The 20,274-nt window shown below is 71.1% G+C and carries 22 protein-coding genes and 1 tRNA gene; 10 read left to right on the forward strand and 13 right to left on the reverse strand.

What is annotated here, in order from left to right; genetic code table 11:
• Positions 1 to 34: 34 nt before the first annotated feature.
• The 3 genes from ACFY5C_RS02260 to ACFY5C_RS02270 all read right to left on the reverse strand — a co-directional run bounded on the left by ACFY5C_RS02260 (position 35) and on the right by ACFY5C_RS02270 (position 2,275).
• On the reverse strand, positions 35 to 1,021 hold the full coding sequence (locus ACFY5C_RS02260; RefSeq protein ID WP_389439482.1) for an aldo/keto reductase: 987 nt from the start codon (positions 1,019 to 1,021) through the stop codon (positions 35 to 37).
• Between the two features lie 112 nt (positions 1,022 to 1,133).
• Positions 1,134 to 1,796, reverse strand: a complete 663-nt coding sequence (locus ACFY5C_RS02265) for an NUDIX domain-containing protein (RefSeq protein WP_389439484.1) — start codon at positions 1,794 to 1,796, stop codon at positions 1,134 to 1,136.
• Positions 1,797 to 2,201: 405 nt separating this feature from the next.
• Positions 2,202 to 2,275: transfer RNA gene (locus tag ACFY5C_RS02270), tRNA-Pro, on the reverse strand.
• A 111-nt stretch (positions 2,276 to 2,386) separates the two neighbouring features.
• Between ACFY5C_RS02270 and ACFY5C_RS02275 the strand changes: the two genes are divergently transcribed.
• The 3 genes from ACFY5C_RS02275 (at position 2,387) to ACFY5C_RS02285 (ending at position 4,295) form a co-directional block, all read left to right on the forward strand.
• Positions 2,387 to 2,908 (forward strand): DUF309 domain-containing protein, encoded by a 522-nt coding sequence (locus ACFY5C_RS02275; RefSeq protein WP_389439486.1) that lies wholly within the window; start codon positions 2,387 to 2,389, stop codon positions 2,906 to 2,908.
• Positions 2,909 to 2,991: 83 nt separating this feature from the next.
• Positions 2,992 to 3,765, forward strand: coding sequence for a precorrin-6A synthase (deacetylating) (gene cobF, locus ACFY5C_RS02280; RefSeq protein ID WP_389439487.1), 774 nt, complete (start codon positions 2,992 to 2,994; stop codon positions 3,763 to 3,765).
• Positions 3,766 to 3,833: 68 nt separating this feature from the next.
• Positions 3,834 to 4,295 carry a hypothetical protein gene (locus ACFY5C_RS02285; RefSeq protein ID WP_389439489.1) on the forward strand — a complete coding sequence of 154 codons (462 nt, stop codon included), beginning with the start codon at positions 3,834 to 3,836 and terminating at the stop codon, positions 4,293 to 4,295.
• On the opposite strand, the gene ACFY5C_RS02290 is transcribed toward ACFY5C_RS02285, so the two are convergent.
• Positions 4,285 to 5,031, reverse strand: coding sequence for a cobalt-precorrin-6A reductase (locus ACFY5C_RS02290; protein ID WP_389439491.1), 747 nt, complete (start codon positions 5,029 to 5,031; stop codon positions 4,285 to 4,287). The two genes, ACFY5C_RS02285 and ACFY5C_RS02290, sit on opposite strands and share 11 nt — an antisense overlap.
• 237 nt (positions 5,032 to 5,268) lie before the next feature.
• Here ACFY5C_RS02290 and ACFY5C_RS02295 point away from each other — a divergent pair, with 237 nt between their 5' ends.
• Positions 5,269 to 6,720 (forward strand): DUF6351 family protein, encoded by a 1,452-nt coding sequence (locus ACFY5C_RS02295; protein WP_389440653.1) that lies wholly within the window; start codon positions 5,269 to 5,271, stop codon positions 6,718 to 6,720.
• A gap of 53 nt (positions 6,721 to 6,773) precedes the next feature.
• Positions 6,774 to 7,616: an HAD-IIA family hydrolase gene (locus tag ACFY5C_RS02300; protein WP_389440655.1), complete on the forward strand. Its 843-nt coding sequence runs from the start codon at positions 6,774 to 6,776 to the stop codon at positions 7,614 to 7,616.
• A gap of 3 nt (positions 7,617 to 7,619) precedes the next feature.
• Here the strand turns inward: ACFY5C_RS02300 and ACFY5C_RS02305 are convergent, their stop codons facing one another.
• Complete coding sequence (locus ACFY5C_RS02305; protein WP_389439493.1) at positions 7,620 to 8,393, reverse strand: sulfite exporter TauE/SafE family protein; 774 nt, start codon at positions 8,391 to 8,393, stop codon at positions 7,620 to 7,622.
• A gap of 66 nt (positions 8,394 to 8,459) precedes the next feature.
• Entirely contained in the window at positions 8,460 to 9,647 is a 1,188-nt protein-coding gene (locus tag ACFY5C_RS02310; RefSeq protein ID WP_389439495.1) for a thiolase family protein, read from the reverse strand.
• Positions 9,648 to 9,778: 131 nt separating this feature from the next.
• Here ACFY5C_RS02310 and ACFY5C_RS02315 point away from each other — a divergent pair, with 131 nt between their 5' ends.
• The 5 genes from ACFY5C_RS02315 (at position 9,779) to ACFY5C_RS02335 (ending at position 13,203) form a co-directional block, all read left to right on the forward strand.
• Positions 9,779 to 10,636, forward strand: coding sequence for an alpha/beta hydrolase (locus ACFY5C_RS02315; protein WP_389439496.1), 858 nt, complete (start codon positions 9,779 to 9,781; stop codon positions 10,634 to 10,636).
• 126 nt (positions 10,637 to 10,762) lie between these two features.
• A complete protein-coding gene (locus ACFY5C_RS02320) occupies positions 10,763 to 11,245 on the forward strand; it encodes a Dps family protein (RefSeq protein WP_389439498.1) in 483 nt (160 codons plus the stop codon).
• A gap of 94 nt (positions 11,246 to 11,339) precedes the next feature.
• Positions 11,340 to 11,672 (forward strand): DUF3140 domain-containing protein, encoded by a 333-nt coding sequence (locus ACFY5C_RS02325; protein WP_389439500.1) that lies wholly within the window; start codon positions 11,340 to 11,342, stop codon positions 11,670 to 11,672.
• 3 nt (positions 11,673 to 11,675) lie between these two features.
• Complete coding sequence (locus tag ACFY5C_RS02330) at positions 11,676 to 12,323, forward strand: endonuclease (protein ID WP_389439502.1); 648 nt, start codon at positions 11,676 to 11,678, stop codon at positions 12,321 to 12,323.
• 49 nt (positions 12,324 to 12,372) lie between these two features.
• Positions 12,373 to 13,203, forward strand: a complete 831-nt coding sequence (locus ACFY5C_RS02335; RefSeq protein WP_389439504.1) for an SAM-dependent methyltransferase — start codon at positions 12,373 to 12,375, stop codon at positions 13,201 to 13,203.
• Between the two features lie 28 nt (positions 13,204 to 13,231).
• Here the strand turns inward: ACFY5C_RS02335 and ACFY5C_RS02340 are convergent, their stop codons facing one another.
• Genes ACFY5C_RS02340 through ACFY5C_RS02370 form a run of 7 tightly spaced genes read right to left on the reverse strand, consistent with a single transcriptional unit; the run spans position 13,232 to position 20,194 of the window.
• Positions 13,232 to 13,924 (reverse strand): SDR family oxidoreductase, encoded by a 693-nt coding sequence (locus ACFY5C_RS02340; protein ID WP_389439506.1) that lies wholly within the window; start codon positions 13,922 to 13,924, stop codon positions 13,232 to 13,234.
• Positions 13,921 to 14,796, reverse strand: a complete 876-nt coding sequence (locus ACFY5C_RS02345; RefSeq protein WP_389439508.1) for a cupin domain-containing protein — start codon at positions 14,794 to 14,796, stop codon at positions 13,921 to 13,923. The genes ACFY5C_RS02340 and ACFY5C_RS02345 overlap by 4 nt, the downstream gene beginning before the upstream one ends.
• On the reverse strand, positions 14,793 to 16,145 hold the full coding sequence (locus tag ACFY5C_RS02350) for an amidohydrolase family protein (protein ID WP_389439510.1): 1,353 nt from the start codon (positions 16,143 to 16,145) through the stop codon (positions 14,793 to 14,795). The genes ACFY5C_RS02345 and ACFY5C_RS02350 overlap by 4 nt, the downstream gene beginning before the upstream one ends.
• A gap of 36 nt (positions 16,146 to 16,181) precedes the next feature.
• A complete protein-coding gene (locus ACFY5C_RS02355) occupies positions 16,182 to 17,162 on the reverse strand; it encodes an alpha-ketoacid dehydrogenase subunit beta (protein ID WP_389439512.1) in 981 nt (326 codons plus the stop codon).
• On the reverse strand, positions 17,150 to 18,127 hold the full coding sequence (locus ACFY5C_RS02360) for a thiamine pyrophosphate-dependent dehydrogenase E1 component subunit alpha (protein ID WP_389439514.1): 978 nt from the start codon (positions 18,125 to 18,127) through the stop codon (positions 17,150 to 17,152). The genes ACFY5C_RS02355 and ACFY5C_RS02360 overlap by 13 nt, the downstream gene beginning before the upstream one ends.
• The gene (locus ACFY5C_RS02365) at positions 18,127 to 19,500 is read right to left on the reverse strand and encodes a M24 family metallopeptidase (RefSeq protein WP_389439516.1); all 1,374 of its coding nucleotides are present in this window, start codon (positions 19,498 to 19,500) and stop codon (positions 18,127 to 18,129) included. The genes ACFY5C_RS02360 and ACFY5C_RS02365 overlap by 1 nt, the downstream gene beginning before the upstream one ends.
• A 52-nt stretch (positions 19,501 to 19,552) precedes the next feature.
• On the reverse strand, positions 19,553 to 20,194 hold the full coding sequence (locus tag ACFY5C_RS02370) for a helix-turn-helix domain-containing protein (RefSeq protein WP_389439518.1): 642 nt from the start codon (positions 20,192 to 20,194) through the stop codon (positions 19,553 to 19,555).
• Positions 20,195 to 20,274 lie beyond the last annotated feature (80 nt).

Consider the following 20,274-nt stretch of genomic DNA (forward strand, 5'->3'; position numbering starts at 1 on the left):
TTCGGCTCCTCTTCGGAGCGTACTCCGGGCGGGGTCAGTGGACCCCGTCGAGCCGGGCCCGCTGGTCGGCGGTCAGCTCCAGGTCCACGGCGGCCAGGCTCTCCTCGAGCTGGGCCACGGACGACGCTCCGACCAGCGGGACGATGGGCAGCTCGGCGCCGATCTGCCAGGCCAGGACGACCTGGTTGACGGTGGCGCCGGTCTCCTGCGCGACCTCACGGAGCACCTTCAGGCGGGGCGGGGTGCCCGGGTGGTCGAAGTCGGGGGGCAGCGGGACATCCGGGCGGGTGTAGGCGCCCTTCAGCAGCGGCGAGTAGGCGACCAGGGTGAGGCCGGGCTCGGCGCGCAGATAGCTGAGCAGGTCGGGGCCCGCGTGGCCGAGGCTGCCGTCGGGGAACAGGCCCTCGGGGACGTCGAGGCGGGGCCTGAGGTGGCTGTGGGCGTACTGGAGCACCTCATAGCCGGGCAGGCCCGCCGCGGCGGCGAGGGCGCGGGCCCGTTCGACGCGCCAGGTGGCGTGGTTGCTGACGCCGAGGAGTCCGACCGTGCCCTCGGCGACCAGTTCGGCGAATCCCTCGACGGTCTCCTGGAGGGGGACCCGCTGGTCCTCGATGTGGGCGTAGAGCAGGTCGAGCTCGGCCACGCCGAGCCGGTCGCGGCTGCGTTCGGCCGACTCGCGGATCACCTTGGCCGACAGGCCCTCCGCGTTGTCGATGTAACCGGTGCCGGGGGCCAGTGGGCGGGCGCCGAGCTTGGTGGCGATGACGATCTCGTCGCCGACGCCTCGGCTGCGGCGCCACCGGCCGAGCAGTTCCTCGCTCTGTCCGCCCTGGCCGCCGTCCTCCCAGAAGGCGTAGTTGTCGGACGTGTCGATGAAGGTTCCGCCGGCCTCGACATAGCGGTCGAGGACGGCGAAGGAGGTCGCCTCGTCGGTCCGGGAGCCGAACAGCATCGCGCCGAGCGCGAGGACGCTCACCTCGCGGCGGGTGTTCGGGGCGGTGCCGATGGTGCGGTACTTCATGGATGACTTCCCTCCCGTTCGTGCGCCCGGAATTCGAGGCACGAACGGGAGTGTTCATCTTGAAGCGCACTTCAAGTCAAGGGCGTGGACGCGCACTTGGTGTTCCTGGGCGTCACTTGGCGAACGGGCCGTCAAGCGCCGCCCATTGCAGCAGCATGATCGTCTTGGCGTCGGCGATCTCCCCGCTGCGGATCATCTCCAGGGCCCGGCGGAAGGGCAGTTCGACGATCTCGATGTCCTCGCCCTCCTCGTCCAGGCCACCACCCTCGTGGGTGCGCGTCGAGGGGCCGTAGGCGGCGGCGTAGAAGCTGACGCGTTCGGTGACCGAGCCGGGGCTCATGTAGACGTCGAAGACGTGCCGGACCTCACCGATGGTGTGCCCGGTCTCCTCCACCACCTCGCGCCGCACCGCGATCTCCGGGTGCTCGTCATCGTCGTCGAGCAGCCCGCCCGGCGTCTCGACCAGCATGCCGTCGGGGTGGCCGTTGACGTACACCGGGAAGCGGAACTGGCGGGTCAGCAGCACGGTTTCGCGTTCGGCGTCGTACAGCAGCATGGTCGCGCCGTTGCCGCGGTCGTGCGTCTCGCGCTGCTGAGTGCTCCAGGTGCCGTCGGCGTGCTGGAAGTCGAAGGTCGTCGCGCGTTCGACGTACCAGTGGCTGGACAGGAGCTGTACGTCCCGCACCTTGATGCGGGGATTGCCGGTCAGGTCCCGGCCCACCCGGTCGAGTCCGGTGCGGCCGCGGCGGTCGGGAGTGTCGATGCCGGCGGTCATCGGGCACCGGCGGGGTGGATGAGCGAATTGGTCATGGCCTGCTTCTACCACCCCGGTATGGCACAGTGCCGGTCTTCGGCCGGCAGGACACCCCCTCCGGCGCGCTGTCGATCACGGCACCCACGTACCGGGGGGGGCGGCACCGGGCACGCCGGCGCGCTGCGCACGGCGGGTCCGGGACCCAATGCGCACGACGGAATCGGCACGAGGCACGCCCTGATCGCCGCCTGTTCGACCCTCGCCCTCACCGCGGCCGGTACCGCCGGGTCAACGGACGAAGCGGCGTCGGACGAAGCGGCGTCGGTCGGGGCGGCGGGGCGGCGGGGAAGCCGACAGCACGCCGGGTGTCCGGCCGTACGAGAAAGGGCCCCCGCAGGCTCTCACCTGCGAAGACCCTTCGCACCGTCGGGACGACAGGATTTGAACCTGCGACCCCTTGACCCCCAGTCAAGTGCGCTACCAAGCTGCGCCACGTCCCGGTGCCTCTCACGCGGTGAACCGCGTGATCGCGCGGACAGCACTTTACCGTACGGGGACGAGTGCGCCGAAGGGGGCATCCGGCGAGGGACCGGACGATGGACAATCGGTGTATGGGCAGCACATCGTCAGGACACCAGGCCGCAGCGCGGGACCGGGACAGCGAGGGGCGGGCACGTAACGCACGGCCCCGGGACGGTCTCGGACGCCCCCTGCCGTACGACGCGGACGGCGTCGACCGACAGCCCGAGGGCGTCGTACGCACGCCGGAGCAGACCGTCGCCGAGGCGCAGGAGCTGCTGGACGCGGGGAAGCCTTTCCACGCCCACGAGGTGTTCGAGGACGCCTGGAAGGCGGGGCCGGAGGGGGAGCAGGCCCTGTGGCGGGGACTGGCACAGCTCGCGGTGGGACTCACGCACTCGGCACGAGGGAACGTGACGGGCGGGCCGCGGCTGCTGCGGCGCGGGGCCGGGGCCGTGGAGGAGTGGGCTGCTGAATCCGGGGAGCGGCGGCCGTACGGGATGGACCTCGCGGGGCTGAGCGCATGGGCGCGGGAGCTGGCGGGGGTCGTGGAGGACAGCGGCGAGGCCGCGGACGCGCAGGGGCGGGCACCGAGGCTGCGGGGCCGGGCGTAGGGGCAAGCCCGCTTCGGCGGCCTCACCACGGTCGGCGTGGACGCGGTGTCCTGGTTGTCAGTGGCGTGGGGCAGACTCGGGGTGTGCGAAAGATTCATGTCATCGGTATCGGCGCGGGCGATCCTGAGCAGCTGACGTTGCAGGCGGTCAGGGCGCTGCGGAGTACGGACGTGTTCTTCATCCTCGACAAGGGCGAGGTGAAGTCGGACCTCACGCAGTTGCGCCGGGACATGCTGGACGCGCACATACCGGACAGGTCGTACCGGTGGGTCGAGGCCCGGGACCCCGAGCGGGACCGGTCCGCCGGCGGTACCGCCTACTCCCCCGCCGTCGGGGACTGGCGCAGTGCACGCGCCGGCATCTACGAGCGGCTGATCGCCGAGGAACTGGGCGAGGACGAGTCCGGAGCGTTCCTGGTGTGGGGCGACCCCGCGCTGTACGACAGCACGCTGGGGATCCTGGAGGAGGTACGGGACAAGGGCGCCGTCGCCTTCGAGTACGACGTCGTGCCCGGCATCAGCAGCGTCTCCGCGCTGGTCGCTCGCCACCGGACGGGGCTCAACCGGGTCGCCCGCCCCGTACAGATCACCACCGGCCGCAGACTTGCCGAAGGCTTCCCGGAGGGCGTGGACGACGTCGTCGTGATGCTCGACGCACACCAGACCTTCCGGCAGTACGCCGACCAGGACATCGACATCTACTGGGGCGCCTACATCGGCACCCCCGACGAGATCCTCGCCTCGGGCCCGATCGCCGAGACCGCACCACGCATCGAGAGCCTGCGCGCGCAGGCGCGGGAACGCAAGGGTTGGATCATGGACACGTATCTGCTGCGCAGGAATCCGAAGGAGCAGTAGGCGGTACGCCCCCCCTGCGCTGGGAAATGCGGGTGCGGCCTGCGGCAGTCCGCCGTGATACTCGCCGTATGTCCGCACCGGTGCGTTTCCGCGACCCCCTCACCGAGCTGTACCAGTTCACCGATTCGGTCCTGGTGCGCTGCCCTCGCTGCGAGGGAATCGCTCACTACGAGCTTCGGTCGCACGCCGTTACGGACTCCGGCGGCGCGACGTACCCGCAGCGCCGTCTGGTCTGCCGGTCCTGCGGCCTGGCTCGGCAGTCGTGGCGTGCAGACGGGCGGTGTGCCCGGCCGCCTTTGTGGCTGCAGACCGAGACCAGGCACGGAGTGGTGTGGGCCTACAACCTCGAACATCTGGACCTGCTCAGGCGTTTCGTGGCGGCATCGCTGCGGGAGCGGCCCCCCTGGTACGAGCACGGACGGAAGATGACCTACATCGGACGGCTGCCCGCCTGGATCAAGCACGCGAAGAACCGCGACGAGATCCTGCGTGCCATCGACCGCCTCCGCGCCTCCGTCGTCACAGGCTGACGCCGAGCCGCTCCAGCACTCCCACCACCTCCGACACCGCCTCCACGCCCTCCGGGAGCGGCGGGCGGCGTACGAGCACGACAGGTAGGGCGAGTCGGCGGGCGGCCGTCAGCTTGGCCGCGGTTGCCGTGCCGCCGCTGTCCTTCGTCACGAGGGTGTCGATGCGGTGTTCGCGCAGGAGGGCGGACTCTTCGTGGAGGGTGAACGGGCCGCGGGACAGCAGCACTTCGGTGTGCGGGGGCATCGGTGGTTCGGGCGGGTCCACGGAGCGTACGACGAAGTGGAGGTCCGTCAGGTGGGCGAAGGCCGCCAGGCCGAGGCGGCCGGTGGTCAGGAAGACGCGGTGGGCGAAGCTCGGCAGGACGGCCGCGGCCTCGTCGAGCGAAGCGACCTCGTGCCAGTGGTCCCCGGGGCCCGGGCGCCAGCCGGGGCGTCGCAGGATCACCGCCGGCACTCCGGTCGCCGTCGCGGCGCGGACCGCGTTCGCCGTGATCGACTCTGCGAAGGGGTGCGTGGCGTCGACGACAGTGTCGACGTGCTCGGCGCGCAGCCAGTCGGCCAGCCCCTCCGCCCCGCCGAAGCCCCCGATGCGTACGTCCCCGACGACCGCGCCCGGCCGTGCCACGCGTCCCGCGAGCGACGTGGTGACGCGCAGGCCGGGGTGCGCGGCCAGGGCGGCGGCGAGTTCGCGGGCCTCGGTGGTGCCGCCGAGGATCAGGACGTGGCGGGCGGACATGGGGCGAGCGTACGTCGTGCCGTCCGCTGCGATGTCACCGCCCGGAACGCCGCGGACGCCCTGAACACCGCGGACGCCCTGAACACCGCGGACGCCGTGAACACCGCGAACACTATGAACACAACGAACGGACCCGTGGTTCCTCGCCCCGCCGCTCCCTAGCATCGCGGCGCACGGCTCGCCGACGCGCCGAGAGGAACGAGGAGCAGCGTCTTGGACTGGACGAGAACCCACGCAGTGATCCGCAGGTCTGTCCCATGGACCCCCCACCGGCGCACCACGCTGTCCGCCCTGCTGGCCGGTGCCCTCGCCGCCGGCTTCCTCGTCGGCGCGTCGAACGCCCGGGGGGAGACCGGCGAGCCGGCGGGCCCGGTTCGTGCCGAATGCCCCGCCGCCGTCGCCGACAAGGCCACCTGCTACACCGGCGCCGACCCCAACGGCGCCTACTACGCGATAGCCGTGCCCGACGACTGGAACGGCTCTCTCGTCGTCCACTCCCACGGCGGCCCCGACCTCGGTGCGGAGTCCGACCCCGGCCGCAGTCTCGACGATCTGGGCCGCTGGTCGGTGATGGTGAAGGAGGGCTACGCCTGGGCGGGTTCGTCGTACCGCCGGGGCGGTTACGGGACGCGGATGGCCGCCGCGGACACGGAGAGCGTGCGCCGGCTGTTCGTCGGTGAGTTCGGCCAGCCCCGGCGGACGTACGCGCACGGCCAGTCGTGGGGCGGGAACGTCGCCGCGAAGGTCGTGGAGACCTACAGCAACCGGCGCGGCGCGTACGACGGGGCGTTGCTCACCAACGGTGTCCTCGGCGGCGGCTCGCGCGGCTACGACTACCGCGTCGACCTGCGCGTCGTCTACCAGTACTACTGCGGCAACCACCCCCGCCCGACCGAGCCGCAGTACCCGCTGTGGCAGGGCCTGCGCGCCGGCTCGACCATGACCAGCGCCGGGCTGCGCGCCCGGCTGCAGGAGTGCACGGGCTACGCGTCGGCGCCGCAGGAGCGGACCGCGCTCCAGCAGCGCAACCTCGACGACATCCTCGCCGTCACGCGGATCCCGGAGCGCACGCTGGAGTCGCATCTGCGGTTCGCCACCTTCACGTTCCGGGACATCGTGCACGACCGCCTCGGGGACCGGAACCCGTTCGGAAACGTGGGCGTCCGGTACTCCGGGTCGCATGACGACAAGGCACTCAACGCCGGTGTCGAGCGTTTCGCCCCCGATCCCACGGCCGTACGCGATCTGTCCTACGACAGCGATCTCACGGGCAGGGTCACGATCCCGGTGCTGACGATGCACGCGATCGACGACCCGACGGCGTTCGTCGAGCACGAGGCGGCCTACCGTGCCACGCTGCACGGGGCCCGTCGAGATGGGCACCTGGTGCAGACGTTCACGCGGGAGGCCGAGCACAGTGAGCTGGGCGACGCCGAGTACGCCAACTCCATTGCCGCCCTGGACACGTGGGTGCGCAGCGGCAGGAAGCCGACGGCCGGGTCGGTCGCGGCGTCGTGCGCGACGTTCGACCGCAGGTACGGCACCGGCTGCTTCTACGACCCGGCGTTCCGCCCGGCCCCGTACGCCACGCGCGTGGAACCGCGTCCGGGCGGCCTGCGGTGGCCCGCCATGTCGTCGGCTCAGGAGCGGGCGTGGAGCGGGATCGAGGGTGTCGGGATCGCGCCCTGAGCTGTGCCGGGACGATCGATGGCTATGGTCCTGACATGGAATCCGTACGTGGCGTGGAGCCCCTGCGTGCCGTCCTGATCGACATCGACGGGGTCCTCACGGTCTCGTGGCAGCCGCTGCCGGGTGCCGTCGAGGCGCTGCGGGAGATCCGCGAGGCCGGGCTCGGTGTCGCGCTGGTCACGAACACGACCTCGCGGACCCGGGCGTCGATCGCGCGGTCGCTGGCGGACGCCGGGTTCCCGGTGTCCGCCGAGGACATCCTGACCGCGCCCGCCGTCACCGCCGCTTATCTGGCGGAACACTGTCCGGGGGCGCGGTGTGTGCTGCTGAACAGCGGGGACATCGCGGAGGACCTGGGCGCAGTCACTGTCGTCGAAGGTGACGAGGACGCTGATGAGGGCGTCGACGAGGGCGCGAGCGACCAGGCCGTTCCGGACGTCGTGGTCGTCGGAGGTGCAGGGCCCGAGTTCGGCTACGCGGCGCTGAACCGGGCCTTCGGGCATCTGCAGCGCGGGGCGCGGCTGGTGGCCATGCACCGGAACCTGTACTGGCGTACCGATGACGGGTTGCAGCTGGACACCGGTGCGTTCCTGGCCGGTCTGGAGAAGGCGGCGCGGGTCGAGGCGGAGATCACGGGGAAGCCGTCGGCCGCGTTCTTCGAGGCGGCGCTGGCCCATGTGGGGGTGGGTGCGGGCGAGGCGGTGATGGTCGGGGACGACGTCGAGTCCGATGTGCTGGCGGCGCAGCGGGCCGGGGTCAGGGGCGTGCTGGTCAGGACCGGGAAGTATCTGCCTGAGACCCACCGGGCCGCGAGCGGCACGCCCGACCATGTGATCGACTCCTTCGCCGACCTGCCCGCCCTGCTGAGGGAACTGCGGGGGTCAGCGCAGGAGTAGGGGTCAGCGCAGGAGCAGCTGGAGGCCGCCGACGATCGTCGCCGCGATCACCAGTTGCTCGAACAGCCGCTGGTTGATCCGGTTCACCGCCCATTTGCCGAGGAACGCGCCGGGCACGACGAAGAGCACGAGCGCCGCGTCGAGCAGGAGCGAGGAGCCGTCGATCAGGCCGAGTCCGGCGCTGAAGGGCACCTTGGAGACGTTGACGATAAGGAAGAAGAAGGCGGACGTCCCGAGGAAGCCGAGCTTGCGGAAGCCGGCCGACAGCAGGTACATCGACATCACCGGGCCGCCCGCGTTGGCGACCATCGTGGTGAAGCCGCCGAGGACGCCGTACGAGCGGGCCTTGACCCGGCCGGCCCGGCTGGTGACCGAGTCCGGCTCCGCCTCCCGATCGGCCGTACGGCGGCGCCACACCGTCACGCCCGCCATCATCAGCAGGATCGCGCCGATCGACGTACGGACGATGCCGTCGTCGGCCCAGACGAGGAACAGCGTGCCGAGGACGACGCCGGCCGCGACCGCGGGGAACAGCCGCCACAGCGTGGGCCAGTGGGCGTGCCGGCGGTAGGTGAGGACGGCGAGGACGTCCCCTGCGATCAGGATCGGCAGCAGCACGCCGGTGGAGGCGCGGGCGGGGAGGACGGCTGCGAAGATCGCGAGGCTGACCGTGTTGGCCCCGCTCACGGCCGTTTTCGAGAAGCCGACGAGCAGGGCCGCGAAGGCGAGTGCGGCGAACTCCCAGCCTGTTATGTGCCAAAGCGTCATCGTGTCCATGCGGAGACCGATGGTATGTGCAGACAACAGGTACTGGTAAGGACCGTCTCGCCAGTTGGGAGATTGCTAGTGCCGCTCCACCAGCACCGCGCTCCCCTGCCCGACGCCCACGCACATGGTCGCCAGCCCCCGTTCGGCACCCGTACGCCGCATCCGGTGCAGCAGCGTCGTGAGGATCCGCGCACCGGAGCTGCCCAGCGGATGCCCCAGAGCGATCGCTCCTCCGCTCGAGTTGACGAGCTCGGGATCGATGCCGAGCTCGTCGACGCTCGCGAGGGCCTGCGCCGCGAACGCCTCGTTGAACTCGGCCTCCTGGATGTCGCCGATCGTCCAGTCGGCGCGGGCCAGGACCTTGCGGGTGGCGGGGACCGGGCCGATTCCCATCACGTCCGGGTGGACGCCCGCCGAGCCGCCGGCGACATAGCGGCCCAGGGACTCCAGGCCGAGTTCGTTGAGCGCTTCCTCGCTGACGAGGAGCAGTCCGGCGGCGCCGTCGTTCATCGGTGAGGCGTTGCCGGCGGTGACCGTGCCGTCCGCCCGGAAGACCGGCTTCAGCCGGGCCAGCTTCTCGTACGACGTGTCCTCGCGGATGCACTCGTCGCTGTCGACGAGCACGCCGTCCGGGCGCTCGACCGGCAGGAGTTCGTCGTCGAAGTGGCCGTTCTTGCGGGCCTCGGCGGCGCGTTGGTGGCTGCGCAGGGCGAAGTCGTCCTGCCGTTCGCGCGAGATGCCGTATCGCTCGGCGACCTCTTCGGCCGTCTCGCCCATGGACAGCAGGCCGTGCAGCTCCCTCATCGCCGGGTTGACCAGGCGCCAGCCGAGCCGGGTGTCGACCGTCTCGATGCGGTGGGGCAGGGCCTCGTCGGGGCGGGGCAGGACGAAGGGTGCGCGGCTCATCGACTCGGACCCGCCGGCGAGCACGATGTCGGCCTCGCCTGCCGCGACGGTACGGGCGGCCGACGTCACCGCCTCCAGGCCGGACGCGCACAGGCGGTTGACCGTGGCGCCGGGGACGGACTCGGGCAGCCCGGCGAGGAGCGCGGCCATGCGGGCGACGTTGCGGTTGTCCTCGCCCGCCTGGTTGGCGGCGCCCCAGTAGACGTCGTCGATGCGCGCCGGGTCGAGTGCGGGCACCTCGGCGACGAGGCCACGGATCACGGTCGCGGCGAGGTCGTCGGGCCGGACCGACGAAAGGGCTCCGCGCAGTTTGCCGATGGGGGTGCGGCGGGCGGCCGCGAAGTGGACGGGACGCACGACAGGACTCCTGACCGGGCCGGATGGATCGGCACCCTCTTAATTAGCACCGCTAGTTTTGGACTATAGACCGCCTTGCCGCCCCCTGGGAAGATCCTCCGGGAACCTGCACCGACGCAGCCGGAGGAACCATGGCCGACGCCCGCGAGCACGTACTCGACGGAAGCCAGGGATCGATCGTCGTACGCGAATGGCCGAGCCGCGGCCGACCCCGCTACGTCGCCCTCGTGGTCCACGGCTACGGCGAGCACGTCGGCCGGTACGCCGAGGTGGCGGATGTCCTGGTCAGGCATGGTGCTGCCGTGTTCGGACCCGATCACGTCGGTCACGGCAGGTCGGCGGGTGAGCGCGTGCTGATCGAGGACTTCGAGGACGTGGTCGCCGATGTGCACGCGGTCGCCGGGCTGGCCCGGGCCGCGCATCCGGATGTGCCGGTCGTCATGGTCGGGCATTCCATGGGCGGCCTGATCGCGGCCCGCTACGCCCAGCTCCACGGCGACGGGCTCGCCGCCCTGGTGCTGTCCGGCCCCGTGATCGGCGACTGGGAGCTGCCCCGTCGGCTGCTCGCCCTCGACGAGATCCCCGACACGCCCATCAGCCCGGCCGCACTCTCCCGCAATCCCGAGGTGGGCGCGGCGTACGTGGCTGATCCGCTGGTCTGGCACGGCCCCATGAAGCGGCCGACAGTGGAGGCGTTCGCGCGGATGCTGGACACCGTGTCCAAGGGCGGCGGCATCGGCAGCCTGCCGCTGCTGTGGCTGCACGGCGAGGACGACCGGCTGGTCCCGCTCGCCGGCAGCCGTGTCGGCGTCGAGGAGCTGCGCGGGGGCGAGGCGTCCGAGGACATCCACGCCGAGCGGATCTCTGCCGAGCGGATCTCTGCCGAGCACATCTACCCCGGAGCCCGGCACGAGGTGTTCAACGAGACGAACAAGGCGGACGTCTTCGCGGACCTGGTCCACTTCCTGGACGCTGCGCTCGCGCACTGAGACACGACGCGTTTTGCACCGGTTCGCCCTGGGCACCCGCGCCCGCATGGGGCGGTACCAGCGCTCGCGCTTGCGTCGCACCGCTCCGCACTGGCCACGACCACGCCAGAAAAGGAGGAGCTCGGTATGACTGTCGTCAAGAGCACACTTCCCGAACCGGCTCGCCGGGTCGCCGGGGAGGCCCTGCAGAGCACCCTCGTCGATCTTCTCGGACTCTCGCTGATCGGTAAGCAGGCGCACTGGAACATCGTGGGCCCGCGGTTCCGCTCGATCCATCTCCAGCTCGACGAGGTCGTCTCGGTGGCCCGCTCGTTCGCCGACACGGTCGCCGAGCGCTCCGCGGCACTCGGCCTGCCGCCCGACGGCCGGCCGGAGACCATCGCCGCGGCCTACACGCTGCCCGGCCCCAAGGAGGGCTGGGTCCGCGACAACGAGGTCGTTCAGCTCGTCGTGGACTCCCTGGCGGCGGCCATAGAGCGGCTGCGCGCACGTATCGACGCGACCGCCGAGCCGGACCCGGTGACGCAGGACCTGCTGATCAGCATCACGAGTGAGCTGGAGAAGCAGCGCTGGATGTTCGACGCCGAGAACTGGCCGCGAGACGAGTGACACCGACACCGACACCGACACCGACACCGACACCGACACCGACACCGCGAAACGCCGTACGCGCAGAGCCGTACTTGGAGAGAAGGGGCACATTGTGACCGACGCCCTCGAACTCGACGCACTGTGGCAGGAGTTCCACCGCGTCGTGAACATGACCTCGCAGGAGCTGGCCACCTGGCTGCGGGTCAGTGACGCGGACGAGGAGACCGAACCGCTGCCGGACCAGGCCGGCACGCCGACCGGGCAGCACGTGCTCGCGATCCTCCAGAAGCGGCGCACGGACCTCACGGACGACGACATCCAGGTGATGTACGACGTCGTGGACACCGTCACCGCCCAGGCGGACCTGGAGAACGAGCCCGAGCCGGAGCAGACGAGCCGCCGGCATCAGCTGATGACGATCGGCCACGACCCGCTGAGGCCCTAGACCGTGAGCCACGACGAGCGGGTCGTACGGGAACTCGTCCGCGCGCACGGGCAGACGTTCGCCGAGGAGGCCGGCATCCCGTTGCGGAACACCCCGCAGCCGCTGTACCGGCTGCTGGTCCTCGCACACCTGCTCAGCGCCCGCATCCGCGGCTCGATCGCCGTCGACACCGCCCGCGCCCTGTACGACGCCGGGCTGCGCGATCCGCGCCGGATGGCCGACGCCGGCTGGCAGGAACGGGTCGACGCGCTGGGCCGGGGCGGATACCGCCGCTACGACGAGCGTACGGCCACCCAACTCGGTGAAGGGGCTGAGCTGTTGAACGACCGGTGGCGTGGCGACCTGCGGCGGCTGCGCAAGGAGGCGAACGGCGACGTGGCCGAACTGCGCAGCCTGCTGAGGGAGTTCCCCGGCGTCGGTCCGTCCGGAGCCGACATCTTCCTGCGCGAGGCGCAGCGGGTCTGGCCGGAAGTAGCGCCCTACCTGGACGCCAAGGCTCTCTCGGGCGCTGAGCGGCTCGGCCTGCCCAAGGACCCGGAACGGGTGGCCGGCCTTGCCGGAGACACCGAACCGGCCGTGCTGGCGGCCGCGTTGGTGCGGGTTTCGCTCGACAAGGAGGTGGCCGAAGACAGTCTCCGCCGGGCCGCGTGATCGTGGAAGACTGCTCGCAACACACTGTTGTCGAGCACAGGAGGCCCGCGTGGCGGGGACCGAGTCGGGAACCGAGTCGGCGACCCGGTCGGCCGTATCCAGTATCGACACGAGCAGGCCACATCCGGCCCGGGTGTACGACTGGTTCCTCGGCGGCAAGGACAACTACCCGGTCGACGAGGAGCTCGGCCGCCGGATCACCGCGATGCAGGGCGACGCTCCGCGGCATGCGCGGGCCAACCGCCGGTTCATGCAGCGGGCCACGCGGGCGGTCGTCCGGGAGACGGGAATCCGGCAGTTCCTCGACATCGGCTCCGGCATCCCGACCGAGCCGAACCTGCACCAGATCGCCCAGTCCGCCGTCCCGGACGCACGGGTGGTGTACGTGGACAACGACCCGATCGTGCTCGCTCACGCGGAGGCCCTGCTGCGCGGCACTCCGGAAGGCGTGACCGAGTATGTGCAGGCCGATGCCCGTGAGCCGGAGCGGATCCTCGAACAGGCGGGGTCGGTCCTCGACTTCGACCGGCCCGTCGCCCTGTCCCTGATTGCGCTGCTGCACTTCATCGCGGACGACGACGGCGCCCACCGGCTCATGGACACGCTGGTCGGCGCGCTGGCGCCGGGCAGCTGTCTGGTGCTGTCGGCGATGACGGCGGACTTCGAACCGGAGAACGTCCGCCGGGGCATCGCGGCCTACAACGCGAGCGGGGTGACGCTCGTGGCCCGTTCGCACGACGAAATGGGCCGGCTCTTCAAGGGTCTCGAGCTGCTGGAGCCGGGGATCGTCTCGCTGTCGGACTGGCGACCGGCCGCAGAGGAAAGCGAAGACAAGGAAGATCCCGTGTCGCTGTACGGCGCCGTCGGCCTCAAGCCCTGACCTGTCGCACTCCCCAGTTCGCAGCTGCTCACCCGAGCAACCACCCTCCGTCCACCGCGAGTTCGACCGCGTTGACCGACCGGTTGCGCAGCAGGAAGTCCACCGCGTCCACGACGTCGGCCATCGTGGCGAGCTGCCCGGTGGGCGTTCTGGCACGCAGCCCCGCCAGCACCTCGCCGGGCTTGGCCAGCCAGTGCGGGCTGTCCCCCACGACCCCGGGATGCACGGCGTTGACCCGTACCGGCGCCAGCTCGACGGCGAGGGTCTTCACCAGCCCGCCCACGCCCGCGTTGACGGTCGCCACCGTCGTCGCACCGACGTACGGGCGCTCCTTGGCCTGTCCCCCGAAGAGCACGATCGCGCTGTCGTCGTGCAGCCGTGGGCACAGGGCGTGCACGACCTCGGTGTAGCCGACGAGCTTGAGCGTGACGAGTCGCACGGCGGCGTCGATGTCGTACTCGGTGACCCGGTTGTCGTCCCGGGAGACGCCCGCGATCACCAGGTGGTCCAGGCGCCCGACGCCGGCCAGCGCGGCGGCGATCTCCCGAGGCTGCGACAGTTCCAGGGCGATGCCCTGAGCAGCGCCGATCTCCTTGGCCACCGTATCGGCGCGATGGGCGTCGCGGCCGGTGAGGACCACCTCGTCACCCCGCTGTGCGCGGGAGCGGGCGAACTCGCGGCCGATCCCGGAGGTGCCGCCCACGACGAGCACACTGCTCATGACCCCAGCGCCTCCCTCAGATACTCCCAGTCCCGTGTGAACCGGTAGGAGTGCCGCGGCGGCGGCTGCGGCGCCTGGGTCTCCAGCCAGCGCAGGGGTCCCTCCCCCGCGTTGGCGAACCCGTGCACACAACCGGCGCCCGCCCACGCGAGGTCACCGGGCCCGAGCCGGTACCGCTCACCGTCGAAGGTGGCGTCCGCGACTCCCTCCAGGAACAGGTACGTCTCCTCGAAGGGATGGTCGTGCGTGCCGGCCACCCCGTCCGGCGCGTACTGCACCATGAACATGGTCGAGGCGACCGCGCCGAGATCGCCGTCGACCATCATCTTCACGGTGATCCCGCTGTACACGAGCAACGCGGTCCGCATGCTCGCCGACACCGCGAGCAGGTCCTGCGCCTGCTTGCCGGGGTCCATCTGCGCGGGCTCGAAGTGGCCGAAGGACCGGGTGCGCGGGTCGCGGACGTCGATGCGGACGGGGTCGCGGGCCGGCAGCGGGGGCACCGCCTGGGTGTCGTGCCCGTAGCGGGCCCGCGGCACCGGCGCGAGCATGTCGGCCCAGCGTCCGACGGTGTTCCCGGCGCCGCGCCAGGCGTGCGGGACTCCGGTCGGGAGGAGGCCGTAGTCGCCCACTACCAGGAGGTACGACCCCTCGGGCAGATCGAGGATCACGGCCCCCTCGAGGACATGGAAGCTCTCCTCGTACGAGTGCACGTGCGCGCCGACCCGGCCGTCGGGCCGCATCTCGCACAGGCCGAAGCCGGTGTGCACGCTGCCGTCGCCCTCGCCGACCAACTCCCGGCGCCGGTGGCCGAGTTCGTCGTAGGGCGGCTCCGGGACGTCGGCGGCCCGGCGCACCAGGTGTCGGGTCATGCGGCGCTCTTCGCCTCCTTGGCGGCCAGGAGCCGGTCGCGGGACTCCTGGACCAGTCGGCGGGCCCGGTCGACGTCGGCCACGAGGCGGCCGTCACGCTTGCGGATCACGCCGTCGACGATGACCGTGTCGACGTTGGAGACGTCCGCCGACAGTGTCACCGCGGCGGCCGCGTCGTGCACCGGCGCGACGTTCAGCGCGGTGGCGTCGATCGCGACGACGTCGGCGCGCTTGCCGGGGGTCAGGGAGCCGGTGCGGTCCTCGACGCCCGCGACGTGCGCGCCGTTGCGTGTCGCGATCTCCAGCATCTGACGCGCTGTCAGTATCGTTTCGGGTACGGGCAGGTTGGCCTTCCAGCAGTCGGCGTTGACCCGGGCGCGCTCGGCGCCGAAGGCCGCGCGGATCTGGGTGAACATGTCGCCGGGCACGGTGGTGACGACGTCGATGCTCAAGGAGGGCCGCAGTCCGACCTCGATGGCCTTCATGACGGGCGGCCAGCCGTGCCCCATCTGCACCTCGACCTGCGGTGCGATGGAAACCGTGCCGCCGCTGTCGGCGACCAGCTGCCACTCCTCCTCGCTGAGGTAGCAGCAGTGGACATAGGTGGTGTCGGGGCCGAGCAGCCCCAGGCCCTGGAGCTGCTTGACCATGCCGAAGCGGCCCGCCAGACGGCCCATCGCCACGTGCACGGTGATCGGGATGCCCAGGTCGCGGGCGAGGGCCCACTCGGCGGTGACGACGTCGTCGGTGCAGAAGCCGGGGCCGCGGGTGGCCAGGCCCATGGTCAGCAGGCCGTCGTCGGTGGAGAAGTGGGCGCTGCGGATGCGTCGTACGTCGTCGCCCGGGATCGCGATCTTACTGTCGAACCAGTAGTCGGCCAGTGAGGTGTTGGCGCTGCCGTACGCGTACTGCGCGCGGATGCCGATCTCCTTGAGCGCCTGGATCGCGGCGTCGGGATGCTCGGGTGTGTTGTTGATGTGGGACCAGTCGACGAGGGTCGTGATGCCTGCGTTGAGGCACTCCAGCGATCCCGCGAGGTTGGCCGCGTACACGTCCTCGGGGGTGTACAGCGGCGCGAAGGAGTCGAGGATGTCGACGAAGTAGTCGTCCAGGGTGGCGTCGGGGGCGACATTGCGGATCGACGTCTCCCAGGTGTGGCGGTGGGTGTCGACGAAGCCGGGGATCACGATACGGCCGCTCATGTCGAGCACTTCCGCGTCGGCGCTGATGTCCGGCTCCACCGCCGTGATCCTCCCGTCCTCGATGAGGACGTCCCCCTGCGGGAGGTCCCCGACAGCGGGGTCCATCGACAGCACGTGACCGGCTCGCAGGAGTATCCGATCGGGCATCGCTCTTCCTCCCATGCGGTGTTTCGGACGGGACGTTCAATAGGCGGTGAGGGTCCTCACGGCCGTGACGACCTTGTCGACGGTGGGGATCACCCGTTCCTCCAGCGCGTCGGCGAACGGCAGCGGAACGCACTCCCCCGCCACCCGCCTGACGGGCGCGTCCAGCAGGCCGAATCCCTCGTCCGCGACGACCGAGACGACCGTCGCGCCCCAGCCGCCCTGGTACGGGTTCTCCTCGACGGTGACGAGCCGCGAGGTCCGCCCGAGCGACGCGAGCACGGTGCTCATGTCCAGCGGCACCAGACAGCGCAGGTCCACGACCTCCGCCTCGATGCCCTCGCCGGCCAGCAGGTCGGCGGCCTTCAGCGCGAGCGGCACCATGGAGGCGAGGGCGACGAGGGTGACGTCGGCGCCCTCGCGGACGACTGCGGCCCGGCCCAGCTCGACGACATGGTCCGGCGGTGCGGGCGCGCCCTTGGAGGCGAGCAGCGCCTTGTGCTCGAAGAAGACGACCGGGTCGTCGCTGCGGATCGCCGCCGCCATCATGCCGGTCACGTCGGCGGGAGTCGCCGGTGCGGCGATCTTCAGACCGGGCACGGTGAGCGTCCAGTTCTCGGTCGCCTGGGAGTGCTGCGCGCCGAAGCCGAGCCCGCCGCCGTTGGCGGTGCGCACCACGAGCGGGACGGTGACCTGGCCGCCCGTCATGTACCGCACCTTGGGGATCTCGTTGGCGAGGTAGTCCCAGCAGCAGGCCAGGAAGTCGGAGAACATGATCTCGGCGACCGGCCGCATCCCGGTCATCGCGGCGCCCATGGCCGCCCCCACGATGGCCTGTTCGGAGATCGGCGTGTCCCACACCCGCTCGGGCCCGAACTCGTCGAACAGCCCGACGGTCGTCTTGAACACGCCGCCCGCCGCACCGATGTCCTCGCCCAGGCACACAACGGACGGATCGCGCCGCATCTCCCGCGCGATGCCCTCGGCGACCGCCTCCCGATAACTGATCACGTCCGCCACGCCGCACCCCCGTCCGCCCATACGTCGGTGAACGCCTCGTCCGGAGAGGGCGCGGGCGCCGCCTTCGCGGCCTCGACCGCCTTCTGGACGAGGGAGGTTGCCCGGTCGTCCGCCTCGCCGATCACCGCCTCCGGCACCCCCATCTCCACGAGCCGGCCCCGCGCCAGGTCCAACGGGTCGTGCCTGAGCCAGCGTTCGACCTCCTCGGCGGGGCGGTAGGTGGCCGGATCGGAGCGGCTGTGCCCGAAGTGGCGGTAGGTCAGCGCCTCCAGCAGCGCGGGCCCGTCTCCTGCCCGGGCCCGAGCCGCGTACCGGGCCACCGCCTCCTCGACCGCGAGGACGTCGTTGCCGTCCACGACCTCGCCCGGGATGCCGTAGGCGGGCGCCCGGTCGGCGGCGGGCCGGGGCACCGCCGTGACATCGACGATCGGCGTGTACTCCATGTAGAGGTTGTTCTCGCAGACGAACAGCACCGGCAGCTTCCACACGGCGGCCAGGTTGAGTGCTTCGTGGAAGGCGCCGATGTTGGTGGCGCCGTCGCCGAAGAAGGCGACCGCCAGCTGTTCGGTGCCGCGCAGCCGGGCCGACCAGGCGGCGCCGACCGCCATCGGGAGGTGGGAGCCGACGATGGCGTACGACCCGAGCATGCCGGTGGAGGCCTTGGTCAGGTGCATGGAGCCGCCCTTGGCCCCGCACAACCCCGTTGCCCGGCTCATGAGTTCGGCGAGGCACTCCTCGGGGGTGGCCCCGCGCGCCAACGCGTGATGGTGCCCCCGGTAGGTGGCGAAGACGTAGTCGTCGGGGCGCAGGGCGGCGCTCGCGCCGACCGCGATGGCCTCGTGTCCGGCGGCGAGGTGGGTGGTGCCTTTGACGAGGCCCTGGAGGAAGAGGTCGTGGGCGGCCTTCTCCGTACGGCGGATGACGGTCATCTGCTCGTAGGCGGCGAGGAGTCCGGCCGGTTCCATCAGCGGGACCCGTCGCCACGGGAGGTGCTGCGGGAGGTGTCCGGAGGTGTGTCGCGCGAGGTGTTGAGGTGGGACTGCGACTCGCGCCGGGTGTTCAGCTCACCGCCGACCGTCCAGTACTTGCGGCCCGCCACCAGCAGTTCCTCCGCCGGGAACTTGGTGATGACCTCGCAGCCGTCGGCGGTGACGACCACTTCCTCCTCGATGCGGGCGGCGGACCAGCCGTCGGCGGCGGGCCAGTACGTCTCCAGCGCGAACACCATGCCCTCCTCGAGCACCTCTGGGTGGTCGAGGGAGACCAGTCGGCTGAAGATCGGCTTCTCCCAGATCGACAGGCCGACGCCGTGGCCGTACTGGAGAGCGAACGCGGCGGTCTCGTCGGCGAAGCCGAACTCCTCGGCGCGCGGCCAGACCTGCACGATGTCGGCGGTGGTGGCGCCGGGGCGGACGAGGTCGATGGCCTGGTCCATGTACTCGCGGCAGCGCACATAGGCGTCGCGCTGGGCGCGGGAGGCGCTGCCGACCGCGAAGGTGCGGTAGTAGCAGGTGCGGTAGCCGAGGTGGCTGTGCAGGATGTCGAAGAAGGCGGGGTCGCCGGGACGGATCAGACGGTCGCTGTAGACGTGCGGGTGAGGTGAGCAGCGCTCGCCGGAGATCGCGTTGACGCCTTCGACGTACTCGCTGCCGAGGTCGTACAGCACCTTGCTGACCACCCCGACACACTCGTTCTCGCGCACGCCGGGGCGCAGATAGCCGTACAGCTCCTCGTAGGCGGCGTCGACCATCGCGCAGGCCTGGGTGAGCAGGGAGATCTCGTCCGGGGTCTTGAGGCGGCGGGCCTCCAGGAAGACCTGCTGTCCGTCGACGACCTCGATGCCCTCGGCGCGCAGGGCGGTGAGGACCGGCATCTCGACGACGTCGATGCCGAGCGGCTCGTCGGCAAGGCCGTGTGCCCGCAGTTCGGTGGCGATCTTCGCTGCGACGTCCGCGGCGATCTGGGCCTGCGGGTGGAAGGCACCGCGCAGTGTGGAGATGCCGGCGCGGGCGCCGGTGGGCGGGCCTTCCTTGCCGTCGCTGTAGTCGAGCCACGGGTTGTAGAGCTGGTGGTGCCGGGCTGCGGAGCCGAAGTCCCAGACGATCGGCTCGCCGCCGCGCACCAGCAGGGCGAAGCGGATCAGCTTGTCCATCGCCCAGGTGCCGATGTGCGTGGCCGTCATGTAGCGGATGTTGGCGAAGTCGAAGCTGAGCACCGCGCCGAGATCGGAGCGGTTCAGGGTCTCGCCCAGGCGAGCCAGCCGCTGTCTGCGCAGCCGGTCCAGGTCGACGCGCTCTTCCCAGTCGACGGCATTGGGTCCGAAAGTGCGGATCGCCATGGCGACCACCCCCGCTTCGGAGTCAACGACTGTACGCGGCGAGTGTCAAGTCTCACTGAACAACACTGGACACGAACCAGATGCCTGTAGCCGGCACGTCACCATCATTGCGGTAGCGGTGCGGGGTCGTCGACTCGAAGCAGACGGCGTCGCCCGGACGCAGCGTGTACTCGTCGAAACCGAGGGTGAGGATCAGCTCACCCGAGGTCAGGCAGCCGTATTCGGTGCCGGTGTGACGCATGAGGCCACCGGAGCTGGAGGATGCCCCGCCGGGCCGGTAGGTCACGAGCAGGAAGTCGACGTCGCTGCCGGGAACATGGCCGAGACGCTCCCACACCACGCCCGAGTCCAGCTCCAGCACCTCCCGCTCCTCCGGCGTGACCAGCGGACCGATCCGGCGACCCGGGTCGGCGGCGAAAGCGGCGAGGGAGTGCAGGACAGTGCCGGGGGCTGCCGCCGCCGGGGAGGCTGTCGCAGCATCGCCGGCCTCGAAGAGGGCTTCGATGGAGATGCCGAGGGCTGTGGTGATGGCGTAGAGGGTGCTGACCGAGGGCTGGCTCTTGCCGTTCTCGATCTGCGAGATGAGGCTCGCCGATACGCCGACCTCCCGCGCGAGCGCCCGCAGGCTCGTCCCGCGCGCCAGGCGGGCCTGCCGGATACGGGTGCCTACCGGCGGGACGGCGGCGGGGGGCATGGAGGCTCCTCTCGGCGGGCAGGACTGTTCGCTCTCATTGAACAGCCCGCGCAGCACGCGCGGTACCGCAACGCCTCGAG

Origin of the sequence: Streptomyces sp. NPDC012935, assembly GCF_042900345.1 — a bacterium.
Lineage (GTDB): Bacteria > Actinomycetota > Actinomycetes > Streptomycetales > Streptomycetaceae > Streptomyces.

What these genes read in the sequence shown, in the direction of transcription:
- ACFY5C_RS02260 (WP_389439482.1), bottom strand. Translation starts at nt 1,021, where the DNA reads ATGAAGTACCGCACCATCGGCACCGCCCCGAACACCCGCCGCGAGGTG.
- ACFY5C_RS02265 (WP_389439484.1), bottom strand. Translation starts at nt 1,796, where the DNA reads ATGACCGCCGGCATCGACACTCCCGACCGCCGCGGCCGCACCGGACTC.
- ACFY5C_RS02275 (WP_389439486.1), top strand. Translation starts at nt 2,387, where the DNA reads ATGGGCAGCACATCGTCAGGACACCAGGCCGCAGCGCGGGACCGGGAC.
- ACFY5C_RS02285 (WP_389439489.1), top strand. Translation starts at nt 3,834, where the DNA reads ATGTCCGCACCGGTGCGTTTCCGCGACCCCCTCACCGAGCTGTACCAG.
- ACFY5C_RS02290 (WP_389439491.1), bottom strand. Translation starts at nt 5,031, where the DNA reads ATGTCCGCCCGCCACGTCCTGATCCTCGGCGGCACCACCGAGGCCCGC.
- ACFY5C_RS02305 (WP_389439493.1), bottom strand. Translation starts at nt 8,393, where the DNA reads ATGGACACGATGACGCTTTGGCACATAACAGGCTGGGAGTTCGCCGCA.
- ACFY5C_RS02315 (WP_389439496.1), top strand. Translation starts at nt 9,779, where the DNA reads ATGGCCGACGCCCGCGAGCACGTACTCGACGGAAGCCAGGGATCGATC.
- ACFY5C_RS02320 (WP_389439498.1), top strand. Translation starts at nt 10,763, where the DNA reads ATGACTGTCGTCAAGAGCACACTTCCCGAACCGGCTCGCCGGGTCGCC.
- ACFY5C_RS02340 (WP_389439506.1), bottom strand. Translation starts at nt 13,924, where the DNA reads ATGAGCAGTGTGCTCGTCGTGGGCGGCACCTCCGGGATCGGCCGCGAG.
- ACFY5C_RS02345 (WP_389439508.1), bottom strand. Translation starts at nt 14,796, where the DNA reads ATGACCCGACACCTGGTGCGCCGGGCCGCCGACGTCCCGGAGCCGCCC.
- ACFY5C_RS02350 (WP_389439510.1), bottom strand. Translation starts at nt 16,145, where the DNA reads ATGCCCGATCGGATACTCCTGCGAGCCGGTCACGTGCTGTCGATGGAC.
- ACFY5C_RS02360 (WP_389439514.1), bottom strand. Translation starts at nt 18,127, where the DNA reads ATGGAACCGGCCGGACTCCTCGCCGCCTACGAGCAGATGACCGTCATC.
- ACFY5C_RS02365 (WP_389439516.1), bottom strand. Translation starts at nt 19,500, where the DNA reads ATGGCGATCCGCACTTTCGGACCCAATGCCGTCGACTGGGAAGAGCGC.
- ACFY5C_RS02370 (WP_389439518.1), bottom strand. Translation starts at nt 20,194, where the DNA reads ATGCCCCCCGCCGCCGTCCCGCCGGTAGGCACCCGTATCCGGCAGGCC.